The sequence below is a fragment of the Mesorhizobium sp. P3_B5 genome (assembly GCF_056402815.1).
On record NZ_JBFUGR010000004.1, the window covers coordinates 339,443 to 354,864 of the forward strand.

Consider the following 15,422-nt stretch of genomic DNA (forward strand, 5'->3'; position numbering starts at 1 on the left):
AGGCCCGTCTTCAGCGCTTCGCATCGAGCCTGTCGATGGCATCCACGTTTCCGGCAGAGGGGCCGTTCGGATCGAACTCCGAGGCCAGCCACGCATCGGCGATCGATTTCGCCAGTTCAGGGCCGATGACGCGGGCACCCATGGTGATGATCTGCGCATTATTCGACTTGGCGGCGCGCTCCGCCGAATAGGTGTCGTGGGTGAGCGCGGCGCGGATGCCCGGCACCTTGTTGGCCGAAATGCTGACGCCGATGCCGGTGCCGCAAAACAGGATGGCGCGGTCATAATTGCCGTCGACAATTTCGTGGCCGACTGCGGCGGCGATATCGGCGTAGTAGCCGGCCTGGCTGAGATCGACGACCTGCAGCTCGGGCTTGGTGGCGAGATGCTTGGCGATGACATCGAGCAGAGGCTTGCCGGCGCTGTCGGCTCCAAGTGCGATCTTCATGGCAATAACTCCTTTTGCCTCGTGGTCAGCGCGCGATGACGGCCGACGCCTTTTTCAGAATGTCGATATAGCCTTCCGCTTGCCATGCCGAGCGGCCGATGAAAAGGCCGTCTATATGCGGCTGACCGATCAGTTCGGCGGCATTTCCGGGATTGACGCTGCCGCCGTAGAGCACAAGCGGGGCGTCCGGCAATCGGCTGGCGGCGACCTGTTTGATCAGCGCCTGCTGCTTGTCGGCGTAGTCGGCGCTGGCCGGGATGCCCTTTTCGCCGATCGCCCACACTGGCTCATAGGCAAACAGGATTTCCGCCGACAATTCATTGTCCGCGAGGCCTTGCAGCGCGCCCAGCACCTGCGCGGTCAGGATTTCATCGGCGCGGCCGCCCTCGCGCTCGGCCAGCGTCTCTCCGACGCAGATCAACGGCACCAGGCCGTGCCTGACCGCCGCTGCCGTTTTCAGTCCCACGGTCTTGTCCGTCTCGCCAAAATGCTCGCGGCGCTCGCTATGGCCGAGCTCGACCAGGTCAAGCCCGCAATCCCTCAGCATCAGCGGCGAAATCTCGCCCGTCCAGGCGCCGGCATCGGCCCAGTGCATGTTCTGCGCGCCGACCTTGACGCGGGTGTCGGCGAGTGCCGCCTTCACCTGCCGCACGGCGGTGAAAGGCGGAATGACGAAAGGCTGTATCGCCGGATCGAAGCCCGGCGCGAAGGCCGCCAGCGCCTCGGCGAATTGCAACGCCTCCGCCAGCGTCTTGTTCATCTTCCAGCTCGTGCCGACCCAATATGGGGTCATTCTTTGTCTCCTTCGATCCGAAATTCGGATGATGCGTTTGCCTCAGGCGCGGGGCTTGAGACTGTCGCGGCCGCTGTCGATGTAGGGCGCCCAGAAATCCACCGACTCACGGATCATTGCAATCACCTGATGATCGACCGGTTCCCGCTCCCGGAAGGAAAGCTCAAGGCAGATCTCATTATCGGTTCCGCCACCAGCCCGCACGGTGTCGAGCAGCTTCTGCGGAAGGATGCGGCCGTCCTTGTTGTAGGCGGCGGTGAACGGCCAGTGTCCGCCCTTGTTCATGGAGGACTGCTTGATGTGGATGATCGGCGATTGCAACGGAAAGGCTTTCGCCCACGCATAGGGATCGGTGTCGTCAGGGTTGGGCGAGGTGACGTCGCCATGGTCGATGTCGACCATCATCTGCATCGGTATCGGCAGCTTCGCCGTATCGATGGCGGCCTGCAATTCGACGCAGCTTTCGATCGTGTGGCCAAACTCGCGCCCCACCGACATCGGTTCCCAGAACAAATAGGTCAGGCCCGCCGCCTTGGCGTGCTCGGCCACCTCGCGCCAGCATTCGAGCGCGATGTCGAGAAGGGCCGCGCGCCGCTGCGGATCGTCAAAATCCTTGTAGGTGAATATGGCGAACTGCGTGCCCATGCCCGATGCGCCCAGCTCGGCGGAAATGTCGGCAAAAGTCTTGAACCAATCGACATAGTAGCGCCGCACATCCGCGTCCGGGTGACCGAAATGGTTGAGCCGGCCATACGGACCGGTCATCCCCGAGGTGATGCGCATGCCGGTCCGCGCCAGCGCGCCGTTGAACCGGCGAATGAATTTGGCAATCGTTGCCGCCGGCCAGGCCGGATTGACGAATTCATGCGTCAGCTGCACGTCGCGAATGCCGATGCCATAGGCGATGGCGTCGATCAGATCGTCGGGATCGGCGAAGCGATTGACCAGCGGGTTAGTGTTGAGGGAAAGCGTGAAGGCCATCAGTTCGCCGCCGCCATGATCTTGGTGCACCAGTCTTCGAATGTCTTCCGCTCGGCCGCATTGACATGCAGGCCGTGTTTGGTCCGGCGTTCGAGAACGTCGGCGGCGGTCATCGCCCATTCGGTGTCGAACAGGAAAACAGCTTCCCGCTCGTAGAAATCCGGGCCGAAACGACGGCCAAGATCGGCTTCGCCTTTGACCCCTTTCAGCAAAGCGCGCGTGCGCGTGCCGTAGCTTCGCGCATAGTGCTTCACCAGCGACGGGCTAAGCCAGGAAAACTCGGCATGCAGATCGCCCAGGAACTGCTCGAAATCGGCGTTCGCCAGGTCGCCGCCCGGCAAGGGAATTTTGGCCGTCCAGGCTTTCTTCATCGTCGGAAAGAACGGCTGGATTTTTTCCAGCGCATGTTCGGACAGCTTGCGGAAGGTGGTGATCTTGCCGCCAAACACCGACAGCAGCGGCGCACCGCCATTCGGGGCATCGAGTTCAAAGATATAGTCGCGGGTCACCGCGCTTGGATTGTCGGCATTGTCGTCATAGAGCGGACGCACGCCCGAGAAACTGTAGACCACGTCTTGCGCGGTGAGCTGTCGCTTGAAGTAGCGATTGACCACCTTGATCAGATAGTCGATTTCGCCGGCCTCGGCTGCCACTTCCTCGGGCCTGCCCTCGTAGGGAATGTCGGTGGTGCCGATCAGCGCCAGATCGTTCTCATACGGGTTGACGAAGATCACCCGCTTGTCGTTGTTCTGGATCAGATAGGCCTGCCGTCCCTCCCAGAATTTCGGCACGACGATATGGCTGCCCTTTACCAGGCGAACGTTGCGGGTGGAATTTTGCCCAGCGACGCGGCTGACGATGTCATTGACCCACGGCCCCGCCGCATTGACCAGCCCTCGTGCGCGAACTTTCGTTACCGCGGCGGTGCGGCCGTCCTGCATGTCGATCGACCACAGGCTGCCTTCGCGCCGGGCCGCAATACAGGCGGTGCGGGTGAACACTTTTGCGCCGCGCTGACTGGCGTCGAGCGCATTGAGCAGCACCAGGCGGGCATCATCGACCCAGCAGTCGGAATATTCGAAGCCGCGCTTGAATTCGTCCTTGATCGGCGCGCCTTCCGGCGCGGTCCGCAGGTTCAGAGTTCTTGTTCCGGGCAGCCGCTTGCGGCCGCCAAGGTGGTCGTAGAGAAACAGTCCGAGCCGAACCAGCCAGGCCGGCCTGTCTTCGGGGCTGTGCGGCAGAACGAAGCGCATCGGCCAGATGATGTGCGGCGCCGCCTCCAGCAACACCTCGCGTTCGATCAGCGCTTCGCGCACCAGCCGGAACTCGTAATATTCGAGATAGCGCAGGCCGCCATGCACCAGTTTGCCGGAGCGCGAACTGGTGCCTTGCGCCAGATCGTCCTTCTCGCACAGGATGACCGACAGTCCGCGGCCGGCGGCATCGCGCGCTATGCCGGCGCCGTTGACGCCGCCGCCAATCACGAAGAGATCGACAACATCAGACGTATCGCTCAAGACTTTGCTCCTGTGCGGTGCGCCATACTCTTCCACACGGGCCGCAGCGCCTGGCGCGCCGCGACGAAGGATGGAAACAGCGCATCGTAGGTGTGGGAAAGCGCCTCGTCATAGGCATCGCATTCGCCCAGCAGCGGCGTCACCCATTCGGCGCAACAATCACCCATGGAGCGATAGACGCCGAGCCCGACCGCGGCCATCATCGCTGCACCCGCAGCACCTGCCTCCTGGCGGCTGCTGGTTCTGACCTGCGCGCGGGTCGCTGCGGCGATGATACGGCGCAGCGATGGGCTGCGCGCCGCCCCACCCGACAGGCGGATTTCACCCGGCATCGTGCCCATCGCCTCGTAGCAATCGCGTGCCGCGAACGCCAATCCCTCGAGAACCGCGCGCGCCAGATCGCCAAAGCCGTGCTTGACCGACAGGCCGATGAAGCCCGCGCGCGCATCGGGATCGACGAACGGGCCGCGTTCACCGGCGAGCGAGATGTAGGGCTGATAGACCAGCAATCCCGGCTCCGATCCTTCGACCCAGGCATCGAGTGCTTTCAACAGCTCGTCGCGCGAAGGTTTTGCGCCGCTGGCTGTCAACACGTCGCGCGCCAGGCCAAGCAGCCAGTCTATGTTGAGGGTCGCCGCCATATTGGATTGCAGTTGCGCATAAGCACCGGGAACAGGCATGGCGATCGTGTAGCCGGATGCATCGTCGTTGAGCACGACATCGTCGGCAGTGCGCGCCAGGCGCGTGTGGATGCCGGTCGAGCCGATGACGGTGCAGCCGACAGTGCCGCTCGGATCATAGAGGCCGGCGCCAAGCGCGGTGCTGACCATGTCGACATAACCCAGCACCACCGGCGTGCCCTCAAGCAGGTCGGTCTCTCCCGCTGCCGACACAGAGAGCGGATGATGGTCGGTCGTGCCTTCGAGCATGGGCGGCAACAGGCGCCGATGCGTCGTCAGATCGAGAATATCGAGCACCTCGTCGGAATAGCTGCGCGAGCGGAAATCGCCGAAGGTGAATGTGCCTTCCGAGGGATCGGTGGCGCGCTCGCCGGTCATCTTGAAATACAGCCAATCCTTGCAGTGAAAAGCAGTGGCGGCCTGCTCGAGGATTTCCGGGCTGTTCTTCTTCAGCCAACCGAGCTGAGCGCCTTGCTGACAGGCGTTGAGCCCGGTGCCGGTGATCTCGAACCGCGTGCGATCGCTGGCATCGGCGCGCATCTCGTCCACCAGATGCCCGGCGCGGGCGTCGAGCCAGAGCCAGGCGCGCCCGACCGGCATGCCGTCGCCATCGATCAGCCAGGTGCCGTCGCCCTGCCCGGTGATCGCCACCGCCGCGGTTCGCCGCGCGAGGTCGGGAACTTTCGTCGCCAGCTCGCGAACGGTCAGCACCATGTCGCGCCAGGTCTGATCCATGTCCTGCTCGGCGCCGCCGCCTTCCAGCGTGACGAAGCTGTTGCTCACCGACGCCATGGCGAGTTGCCGCCCCGAAAGATCGAAAGCGACCGATTTGATCACGGACGTTCCCGCGTCGATCCCGATCAGCAGGTCTTTCATGCGGCAAGTTCCGGATGGTTATGAAGGCAATTCACAAGCAGCAGTCTTTGTTGTCTGGAAGCCGTAGAAGAGGCAGGGAGTGTCCGCAAGGACACCCCCTGTGCAGGTTTTACTCCGACAGCACGAAGGGTGCGGTGTACTTGTCCACATTGTCCTTGGTGATGAGAAGGCAATCGAACAACTGCTTCTCGCTGGTAGCGCCGGTAGCGCCCGACTTGATGAACGAGTCGGCCTGCTGCACAGCCTTCGCCGAGAAGATGGCCACTGGCTGAAGCACAGTGTACTGCAGTTCGCCGGACTTGATGGCCGCAACCGCATCCGGCGAGCCGTCAAAGCCGCCGACCTTGATGCCGGCCAGCTTGCCGGCTTCCTTCAGCGCTGCAACCGCACCAAGCGCCATTTCGTCATTGCCGCTGATCACGGCGATGATGTCGGGATTGGCCTGCAGCATGCTCTGCATCTTGTCGTGGCCCTGGGTACGATCCCAGTTGGCGACCTGCGAAGCAGCCTTTTCGAGATCCGGGTACTGGCTCAGCACGGTGGCGTAGCCGTTCGAGCGCGTGGCGGCGTTGTTGTCCGACGGGGCGCCGAGCAGTTCGACATACTTGCCCTTTTCACCGACTGCCTGCACCCACTGCTGGGCACCGAGAGCCGCACCCTGCGCATTGTTGGAGACGAGCTGCCCCTTGGCGAGGCCTTCCTGGTTGATCTCGGCATTGACGAGGAAAACCGGGATGTTGGCGGCGATCGCCTTCTTCACCGCGCCGACCGAACCATCGGCATTGGCCGGGTCGAGGATGATCGCCACCGACTTGTTGGTGATGGCGGTGTCGATCAGATTGCTTTCCGTGTTGGTGTCGCCCTTATGGGCAGCGACATTGGCCGTGTAGCCGAGCTTTTCGGCCTCGGCCTTGGCGACGTTGCCTTCGGTCAGCCAGTACGGGTTGGCCGGATCGTTGACGATGATCGAGATCAGGCCCGCGGCCGATGCGGCTGCGCTAAACCCAACCACCATTGCGGCAGCAAGCAAACTTCTAAGCACGATTTTCATGTACATTCCTCCAATGATTTACGCGGTGTTGCTCCAGTCACCTGGCACTCTTCCCTTGGGCAGGATTGGCCGCTTCGGCCTTCCCCCGTTTCTGAGAAGTCGGTTGGCCGCCCGTCGAAGCTGGAAGCTTGCTACGGCGGCGATACTGAACGGCATTGAGGAGCACGGCGAGCACGATGACGGCGCCGGTGAACACTGTCTGCCAGTAGGACGAGATGCCGATGATCACCAGACCGTCGGACAGGAAGCCGATGACGAAGGCGCCAAGCAGGGTGCCGCGGATATTGCCGCGTCCGCCGGTCAGCGCCGCGCCGCCGATGACGACGGCGGCGATCGCCGTCAATTCGTAAGTGGTGCCCGCGGTCGGTCCGGCCGAGGTCAATTGCGAGGACAGGATCAGCCCGGCAATGGCGGCGCAGATGCCTGAGAGCACATAGACGGAAATCTGCACCGTCTTGACCGGAACGCCGGAGAGTTCGGCGGCACGCTCATTGCCGCCCGAGGCGTAGAGCCAGCGGCCGAAGGCGGTGCGGTTCAAGACGATGCTGCCGATCAGCGCGATGACCGCCAGCACCACGACGCCGGTCGGCACGCCGAACAGGCGGTTGAAGCCGAGCGCATCGAAGCCGGTGTTGCCCAGTTCCGGCTTGCCGCCGAGATTGTTGTAGGTCAGGCCGCTGGTCATCAGCAGCGCCAGCCCGCGCGCCATGTACATGACACCGAGCGTGGCGACGAAGGCCGGAACCTTGAAGCGTGCGATCAGCACGCCGTTGATCAGTCCGACGACGGCACCCAGCATGCAAGCCAGCACCGCGACCACCCAGACCGGCGGGTAGAGCACGACGCCCAGCCAGGTGAGCGTCACGCCTTGCATCAGAAAACCGGCGACGACGCCGGCAAGCCCGAGTGTCGATCCGACCGACAGGTCGATGCCGCCATTGAGGATGACGAGCAGCATGCCGACGGCGAGAATCCCGAATATGGCGACGTGCGAGGCCATGGTCAGGAAATTCGCCACTGAGAGGTAGTAGGGCGACAGGATCGAGAAGACGACGATGATGACGATCAGGGCAAAGAAAGCCCGGCCTTCGAGCAGCAGCTTGGCCACGTCGAAGCCCTCGCCGCCCGTGCTCGGACTGGACTGTTTGCTGGCCTGGCTGACATCGGTCATGAGAGGGGCTCCGAAATTCTATGATCAGGCGACCACGGCTTCGCCGGAGGCGGCCATGATCTGCTCTTTGGTGGCGTTCGCGCCGAATTCGGCTGAAATCTTGCCGCGCCGCATGACGACGATGCGGTGGGCGATGCTGAGGCACTCATTGACCTCAGAGGTCGAGAAAACGACCGCCAGGCCCTGCGCGACGCGCTCGCTGAGCAAGCGGAAGACCTCGGCCTTGGCGCCGACATCGATGCCGCGGCTCGGCTCGTCGAGAAGGATGACCTTGGGGTTGGTCGTCAGCATCTTGCCGATGACGACCTTCTGCTGATTGCCGCCCGACAGCGATCCGATCATGGCGTTGCCGCCGGCGGTCTTGATGGTCACCTTGCGGATCGAATCGTCGATCAGTGCGCGTTCCCTGGGCCGGGACAGGAACAGGCCTTTGGCGAATGCCTCGATGCTGGCAAGCGACAGATTGCGACCGACGGTCATGGTCTGGACCAGACCATCGCGCTGGCGGTCCTCGGGCACCAGCACAAGGCCTCTGGCGATACGCTGGGCAATGGACAGCCCCGAGACGTCCTCGCCTTCTAGCAGCGCCCGTCCTCCCGCCATCGGCACGCGTCCGGCGACAGATTCCAGCAACTCCGTGCGCCCGGCGCCCATCAGCCCATAGATGCAGACGATCTCGCCCGCTTTGACATCCAGCGACAGATGATCGACGACATAGCCTGAACCCGAAGCGTCGGTGACGCTGACATTCTCGATCGACAGCGCCACCTCGCCGAACGCATGGCCGGTTGGCGGAGAGCCGAGGTCGAAATTCTCGCCCACCATGTTGCGGACGATCCATTCGAGGTCGATGTCCTTGGCTTCGGCCGTCGCCGTGATCGCACCGTCGCGCAGCACAACGGCATAGTCTGTGATCTGCAACGCCTCTTCGAGGTGATGCGATATGTAGACGATGGAAACGCCGCGGCTGGTCAGGTCGCGGATCACCTTGAACAGCACCTCCACCTCTGTGGCGCTGAGCGCCGAGGTCGGCTCGTCCATGATCAGGATGCGGGAATCGACCGACAGCGCACGAGCGATCTCGACGATCTGCTGCTGCCCGAGACGCAGATCCTCGACCAACGTCATCGGATCGATGTCTTCTTCGAGATCGGCCATCAGCGCCCGCGCCTGGCGCGACTCCTCGGCGAAGTCGAGGCCGGTTCTGGTGCGCAGTTCGCGACCCATGAAGATGTTGTCGCGGACGCTCAGATTCGGCGCCAGGCTCAGTTCCTGGTGGATGATCGAGATGCCGCGATCGCGCGCGTCCGACGACGAGGAAAAGCTGACGAGATTGCCATCGAGCACGATGTCGCCGGATGTCGGCGTTACCACGCCGGACAGGATCTTCATCAGCGTCGACTTGCCGGCGCCATTCTCTCCGAACAGGGTCGTGACCTTGCCGCGATGGATGTCGAAGTTCACACCTTTGAGCGCGTGAACGCCGCCATAGGACATCACGACATTGCGCGCAGAGAGCACGGCGTCGCCATTGGCGGGCTCTGTGCCGGAAGCCGAATTCATTTGACCTCCAGCCTCACCGGTGTGACCAGCCAGCTCTTCGGATTGACCAGCTTGAAAGCGCCGACCACGGCTATGGTCTTGCCGGTCAAGGCGCTGGTATCGACTTTCGCCAGCACCTCCGTCTTCATCTCGTTGTTCAGCGCCGAGCCGGCGTCCTGATACTCGATCTGGTTGGTGAACTGACCGAAAGTGATCTTGCCGGTGGCGTCGCGAAGCTCGGTTCCGTTGATCGCCGGCCCTGTCTGCACGCGGACCGTCAACGTGTCCGGCAAACCGTCGACGGCAACCTTGTAGATCCCCGATTTTCCCTCGCCGACGACGCCGGTGAACTTGACCGAGATGACCGGTCCGACGCCTGCCGGCACACCATATTCCTTTTCGGCGGTCGCCCTGTCCTTGGCGATCGCTGTCGCCACCGTCGCGGCGTCGGCGGCGCGCGCCTCGACATCGGCCTGCACTTTGGGGAATTCAGACTTGCCATAATCGGCGGCGGAAAAGACGGCGTTGCGAACGTCGCCGGCCGATCCAATCGTCACCACTTTGGTGTCGAGCGCCATGGCGCCGAGCAGAACCAGAACCGCGGCACCGGCTAGTGCGCGGCGCAAGCCCGGCGAGGCCTGCCGGGCGGGTGCGGAGGCAGCCTTCGCGGTCATGATGCAACCGCCAGCGATGCGGATTTTCTGTTGTCACGCATTCGTCGATCCTCCGTTGACGCGGGGCTTCGTGGCACCGGCTGCATCGTCGAGCTCGACGAGCGCGCGGGCCGTGCACTCGTCGGTGATCAGGCCGCTGAGGTAGCGGCTTTCGAGCACCGCCTTGATGGCGCGCACCTTCACCTTGCCGCCAGCGACGGCGACGATCCTGCGGCCCTTCAACTGGTCGCGGGGAAGCGCCAGTATTCTCTCCGACAGCGCCGTTTCGACAGGGCGCCCCTTGTCGTCGAAGAAATGCGCCAGCAATTCACCGACACCGCCGTCACGCTTGACCTCATCGATTTCGGACGGCTCGATCATGCCTGTGGCGACCAGCGACGCCTCCCGCTCGGCCGTGCCTATTCCGACGAACATCAGGTCGGACCGGCTGGCGAGAGCGAAGACATCGCTGATGCCGCGCTGACCTAGCAGCACCTCGCGGTCCTCGGCGGTGTTGGCGACGAAAGGTACTGGCATGACAAAAGCCTGCGCGCCGGTCCGCTCGGCCAGGCGATGCATGACGTCGTGCGGGTTGGCGGCGAATTTGCGCGTCACGCCACCGAGCAGCGAGACGAAACGGATGTGGGCAGCCGTGGTGCGCGTCAGATATTCGACGCTGGCGGCAAGCGTGCGGCCGTGGCCGACGCCGATCAGCATGTCTTCGCCGCGATCGATTTCGCGCTTGAGGAACTGGGCGCCGGCAATTCCGAGCCCCTTCAACGGCAGCTCGTCCTGATCGAGATCGGGAACCACCTCGCAATAGTCGAGCCCATAGGCGGCAGTCAGGCGCTGTTCCAGATCGACGCATTCGGCGACGTCGCCGTCGATGAACACCCTGACCAGCCCTTCCTGGTTGGCCTTGGTGATGAGCCGATGCGCCTTGAGGCTGGTTAGGCCAAGCCGCTTGGCCACCTGAGCCTGCGTCAGACCCCCGGCATAGTGAAGCCAGGCCGCGCGCGTGGCGAGACTGGATTCATGGTCGCGGTTCGCGGCTCCACCGGATTTCAAGCCATCTCCTCCCTGAGATGATATTATTATCTTTGTGTGCAAAAATTTTCATACCTTTGCATCGCTGTCAATCCCTCCGCGGATGGTTGCCTTGGCCGACGGATCGGCAGCCAACGCAGGCCTATTAGGAGGTCAGCATATGAGGCGATCATATGGCGGTGTTAATTTAACGTCAATCTATGTTATCTCACACCGAAGTGAACAGGAATGTACAGACCGTAGCAGCCTGAATTGGCGATAAGTGTCTGTTTTTGCTCAAATGTTTCTGGAGTCTGAAAAATCCCAATCTGGCTGTGAGATGGGACATTTCGCGCGCAAGGCGCAACGAGGGCAAACCCATCGGATTGCCTCGGGAAAAGCTATCGGCATCGGCGATAGCGCGATTAGTCCAGCCGCATCAGGTTCCTGCCTTCGAGCTCGACAACAGCGGCTTCGACTTCCCGCGCGAGGCGCTCGGTGCTCCAGCCCAGCGCCCGCCCGGCGATCGCGGCAATCTCCTGCAGATCGCGGCTCGTCAGCGAACCGCCTATCGCCAAGGTGCTGCGACGCATGACGATGTCGGCCAGATGTTCGACGAATTCGTTGCGCGCGATGTAGTCGATTTCCGCCTTGCCATAGCCGTCGGAGTCCGGCAGGCGCCCCTCATCATTCGGCGCCCACTTGGCAATCCGCGTTGCAGTGGTCCCGTAGCGCGACAGCAATTGGTCGAGGCGCCCTTCCCCGGCGCCCGTTGCCTGCTGCGCCTCGGCCAGCCAGTCTGCCCGCGCCGCGACATTGGCCGGGAAATCTTTCCCGCCGCCGATCGGCATGGATTGCGTCGACACCTTGCGGCTGCGCTGCAGGCGGGCGAGCACGGTATCACTGACTTCCTCGGCAAAACCGCGGAACGTCGTCCACTTGCCACCGACCAGCGAGATGATCGCAAAGGGTCTGTTGCCGTCCGGCTCGGCAACCGGTGCCGAATGATCGCGGCTGATCAGTCCGGGCGTCGATACCTCGGACGTCGGCAGCGGTCTGATGCCGCTATAGGCATAGACGATCTGGTCGCGCTCGAAAATCATGCCCGGCAGCAGTGTGCGCACGCTCTCGAGCAGATACTCGACCTCTTCGGGTTCGCAGCGCACCGCGTCCGGATTGTCGGCCTTGATGTCGGTCGAGCCAACCAGCGCCAGGCCGAGATAGTCGTAGACCAGGCAGATGCGGCCGTCATCGGCCTCGAAATAAAGCATGCGCCCGGCCAGGCTTTTGACCAGCTCGTCATGCTTCAGCAGGATATGCGAGCCCTTGGTGCCGCCGATCATCTTCGACGGCGTGCCAAGCAGCGCGTTGACATCGTCGATCCACGGACCGGCGGCGTTCACCACCAGCTTTGGCCGCACCGAGAATGCATCGCCGTTTTCCGGCCGGAAGGTGAGCACGCCATCGGCTGAAGTCTCGAGTGCTGTGTAGTTGGCGCTGGCGGAGGCCGTACTTGCCTGCAGCCCATCGAGGATCAGTTCCAGCACCAGCCGTTCCGGGTGGCTTATCTTGGCGTCGTAATAGCTGCCGGTGGCAACGATCGCCGGATTGAGCGCCGGCATCTCGCCAAGCGCCTGCCGCCGCCCGACCATGCGGTGGCGCGGCATGACCTGGTTTCGCGAACCGTAGAAATCATAGATCATCAAGCCGATCTTGATCAGGACGGCGCCGCGGCTGCGCGGCGCGCTGGTCGAGCCGAACAGTGTTCGCAGCGCCGCCAGCATGCCCTTGCTCCACGAGAAGATCGGGATGACGGTCGGCAGCGGGCTGACATAGTGCGGCGCGTTTTGCAGAAGCAGATTGCGTTCGAGCGTCGACTGCGCCACCAGCCCAAACTCGCCGGTCTCGAGATATTTGAGGCCGCCATGGATGAGCCGCGATGGCGCGGCACTGGTGCCCGAGCCGAAATCCGCCTTGTCGACGATCAGGCAGCTGACGCCTTGCGCACACAGGTCGCGAAACAGCCCCGCCCCGTTGATGCCGGCGCCCAGAATGACGACGTCGACCTCGCCGGTCGCAGCCATGGCGGCGAGGCGTCCGGCGGGATTGTCCGCTCCTGCTCCGTCTGCTGGGCTCATGGCGCTTTCGTCTTGACGATGCGCAGCTTCACGCCCGCCCGCTCGAGGCTCTGCGCCTGCGCGTCGCCCAAGCCTTCGGTCACCAGCACGGCGTCGAAACTGGTCAGATCGTCGAAGACATGCAGCGCGATCCTGTCGAACTTTGCATGGTCGACCAAGAGGATGCGCTTGACCGATGCGGCCATCATCGCCTGCTTCACCCGCACGACATTCGGATCCTGGATGAAGGCTGTGGTTCCGGTAATCGCCGAAGCCGAACAGATCAGCACATTGGCGCGCAGCTGCGCCACGGCGTTCTCGCAGACGATGCCGATATAGGCGTTGTAGGTGCCGTGATATTGGCCGCCGAGACAGATGAAATCGATATCGTCGACATTGATCATCAGCGCCGCCGTCGACACGCTGTTGGTGACGACCGTCAGCGGCTTGACGTCAAGCAGCAGCGTCGCCACCGCGTTTGCCGTCGATGAATCGTCCAGCATCACCACCTGGCCAGCCTCGACATAATCCAGTGCTGCCCGCGCCAGCGCATCCTTCTCGGCCCTGTTGACCGTTACCCGGTAGCGGAAGGCGCTTTCGTAGAGACCGGACGGCTGGACCGTCACCGCGCCGTGCAGCTTGCGCAGCACGCCCTGCTGCGCCAGCCGGTCGATGTGCCGGTGGATGGTCATGCGCGACACGCCGAAATGCTCGACCAGATCGTCGATGCGCACCTGGCCGAGCTTGATCACATAGTCGGCGATCTCTTCGCGTCGTTCGTCGGCCTTGATCATGCTTCTCCCCTCGGCCGCGCCAGCCTTTCGATCTCCGGCCAATGCGACTTCATCTGCTCGGCGATGCGGCAGTAGAGCGAAAAACGCTCGTTGAACACAGCATTGGAGGCGGGCACGGGCTGGTATTTCCGCGCCGTCATGCCGACCTGCCTTGCACCCTCTTGTGGCGTCTTGAACAAGCCGACCGCGGCCCCTGCGCAAAGCGCTGCACCAAGGGCAGCGGCCTCATCCGTCGAGGTGACGGTGACCGGGGCGTTCAGCACGTCGGCAAACATCTGCACGAAAGCAGGGTTGCGCGAACTGCCGCCGGTCAGGCGGATCTCGCTGATAGCAAAGCCGTCACGCAAGGCTTCGACATGGGTGCGATGATTGAAGACGATGCCCTCCAGAACCGCCTTCAGCATATCGCCGCGATTGTGCCAGCCATGCAGGCCGACAAAGCTGCCGCTGGCCACATCGCCATAGGGAGAGCCGAACAGATAGGGATGAAACAGGATGGTCGAAGGTTTTTTCAGCGCAGCGTCGATCTCGCTCGCCAGCAATTCGTGGATGGAGCCGCCATCCGTCCTGTCCTGCTCCGCGCGGCAGAACGTGTCGAGAAACCAGTCATAGTTGGCGGTCGAGGCGGGAGAGATCGCCATGTTGTTCCAACGGCCGACGTCCAAGGCGTTGCGGCAGAACCAGCGCCGGTCGACGCGCGGCTCTGACGAAACGACTTCGTTGATGGAATAGGTGCCGGCGACGATGGCGAGCGTGCCCTCCTCATGGCCGCCCATGCCAAGCGCCGAGGCGGTCACGTCATGCAGGCCGCAGGCGACGGGCGTGCCCTTGGGCAGGCCGGTCATGTCGGCGGCCTCGGCCGTGACCTGCCCAACGATGTCGGCCGAATGCGCCACCGATGGCAGCGCCTCGAAAAGGTCGTCCAGGCCGAAGATGCGCATCGCTTCCGGCACGAAGGCTTGCGTGCGGAAATCCGTGAATGAGGTGCTGGCCTCTGTCCGGTCGGTGCCGATCGTGCCGGTCAGGCAAAAGCGCAGCCAGTCCTTGCAGGCCAGCACATGGCCGATGCGCCCATAACGGTCAGGATCGTTCTGCTTGATCCATGCCAGCAGCGCCGAGGGCGCCGAAACATGCGGCGTCTGGCCGCTCAGCGCCAGCGCTTCGTCGAAAACCGAACCTTGAGACCATTTTTCGACGATCTCGCCAGCACGGCTGTCGAGCGAAAGGATGCCGGGGCCCAGCGGCCGGCGGTCCTTGTCGAGCAGATACAGCCCGTCGCCATGCGCGGTCGCCGCCACCGCCTTGATGTCGCTGGCCGGCCGGCCACACAGCGCGATGGCCTCGCGGATGGCCTCGGCGGTCGCTTGCCACAGACCAGCCATGTCGCGTTCCACCCAGCGCGCATGCGGCATCGATTGCGGCACCCGCCGACGCGCAACGGAAAGCTGTGATCCGACGGCATCGAAGATCACCGCCTTAGTGACGGTGAGGCCGTTGTCAATTCCGAGCAGGCAAGGCACGGTTAGCGCCCTCCCGGCGTCATGGATTTTTCGATGCAGCGGCTTCGCATGGATTTGACGACAACCAATGAGCGACGCGGTACAAGAATGGAATCGGCACCCATACCGGCCAAATGAACCATATCGCGATGTTAAATTAACGTCAATTGATGTTCAAAACAGTCTCAACGCCTCAAAGAGTTGACTGGGCTGAAAGCGAAACGATCAACAACCTACTGATTCAGTTGGATTTATATCGCCGGCAAAATGTCTC

The 15,422-nt window shown here is 62.9% G+C and carries 13 protein-coding genes; all 13 read right to left on the reverse strand.

Annotated elements, in window-relative coordinates:
- Positions 1 to 10 precede the first annotated feature (10 nt).
- Positions 11 to 448 carry a D-erythrulose-4-phosphate isomerase gene (derI, locus tag AC1DVW_RS13725; RefSeq protein WP_477244275.1) on the reverse strand — a complete coding sequence of 146 codons (438 nt, stop codon included), beginning with the start codon at positions 446 to 448 and terminating at the stop codon, positions 11 to 13.
- A gap of 25 nt (positions 449 to 473) precedes the next feature.
- Positions 474 to 1,241 carry a triose-phosphate isomerase gene (locus tag AC1DVW_RS13730; protein WP_477323700.1) on the reverse strand — a complete coding sequence of 256 codons (768 nt, stop codon included), beginning with the start codon at positions 1,239 to 1,241 and terminating at the stop codon, positions 474 to 476.
- A 42-nt stretch (positions 1,242 to 1,283) separates the two neighbouring features.
- Positions 1,284 to 2,222 (reverse strand): sugar phosphate isomerase/epimerase family protein, encoded by a 939-nt coding sequence (locus tag AC1DVW_RS13735; RefSeq protein WP_477323803.1) that lies wholly within the window; start codon positions 2,220 to 2,222, stop codon positions 1,284 to 1,286.
- Positions 2,222 to 3,739 carry a glycerol-3-phosphate dehydrogenase gene (locus tag AC1DVW_RS13740; RefSeq protein ID WP_477323702.1) on the reverse strand — a complete coding sequence of 506 codons (1,518 nt, stop codon included), beginning with the start codon at positions 3,737 to 3,739 and terminating at the stop codon, positions 2,222 to 2,224. Before AC1DVW_RS13740 ends, AC1DVW_RS13735 begins: the two co-directional genes overlap by 1 nt.
- Entirely contained in the window at positions 3,736 to 5,295 is a 1,560-nt protein-coding gene (locus AC1DVW_RS13745) for an FGGY family carbohydrate kinase (RefSeq protein ID WP_477323704.1), read from the reverse strand. Before AC1DVW_RS13745 ends, AC1DVW_RS13740 begins: the two co-directional genes overlap by 4 nt.
- 109 nt (positions 5,296 to 5,404) lie before the next feature.
- On the reverse strand, positions 5,405 to 6,346 hold the full coding sequence (locus AC1DVW_RS13750; protein WP_081725422.1) for a D-ribose ABC transporter substrate-binding protein: 942 nt from the start codon (positions 6,344 to 6,346) through the stop codon (positions 5,405 to 5,407).
- A gap of 37 nt (positions 6,347 to 6,383) precedes the next feature.
- On the reverse strand, positions 6,384 to 7,517 hold the full coding sequence (locus AC1DVW_RS13755) for an ABC transporter permease (protein WP_477323706.1): 1,134 nt from the start codon (positions 7,515 to 7,517) through the stop codon (positions 6,384 to 6,386).
- A gap of 24 nt (positions 7,518 to 7,541) precedes the next feature.
- Positions 7,542 to 9,080, reverse strand: a complete 1,539-nt coding sequence (locus tag AC1DVW_RS13760; protein ID WP_477323708.1) for a sugar ABC transporter ATP-binding protein — start codon at positions 9,078 to 9,080, stop codon at positions 7,542 to 7,544.
- The gene (locus tag AC1DVW_RS13765; protein WP_477323709.1) at positions 9,077 to 9,733 is read right to left on the reverse strand and encodes a DUF2291 family protein; all 657 of its coding nucleotides are present in this window, start codon (positions 9,731 to 9,733) and stop codon (positions 9,077 to 9,079) included. The genes AC1DVW_RS13760 and AC1DVW_RS13765 overlap by 4 nt, the downstream gene beginning before the upstream one ends.
- Before the next feature lie 33 nt (positions 9,734 to 9,766).
- Positions 9,767 to 10,780 carry a sugar-binding transcriptional regulator gene (locus AC1DVW_RS13770; protein ID WP_477323711.1) on the reverse strand — a complete coding sequence of 338 codons (1,014 nt, stop codon included), beginning with the start codon at positions 10,778 to 10,780 and terminating at the stop codon, positions 9,767 to 9,769.
- Between the two features lie 383 nt (positions 10,781 to 11,163).
- Entirely contained in the window at positions 11,164 to 12,876 is a 1,713-nt protein-coding gene (locus AC1DVW_RS13775; protein WP_477323713.1) for a glycerol-3-phosphate dehydrogenase/oxidase, read from the reverse strand.
- Complete coding sequence (locus AC1DVW_RS13780; RefSeq protein ID WP_477275274.1) at positions 12,873 to 13,649, reverse strand: DeoR/GlpR family DNA-binding transcription regulator; 777 nt, start codon at positions 13,647 to 13,649, stop codon at positions 12,873 to 12,875. Before AC1DVW_RS13780 ends, AC1DVW_RS13775 begins: the two co-directional genes overlap by 4 nt.
- Positions 13,646 to 15,169, reverse strand: coding sequence for an FGGY-family carbohydrate kinase (locus AC1DVW_RS13785; protein ID WP_477323715.1), 1,524 nt, complete (start codon positions 15,167 to 15,169; stop codon positions 13,646 to 13,648). Before AC1DVW_RS13785 ends, AC1DVW_RS13780 begins: the two co-directional genes overlap by 4 nt.
- Positions 15,170 to 15,422: the final 253 nt, after the last annotated feature.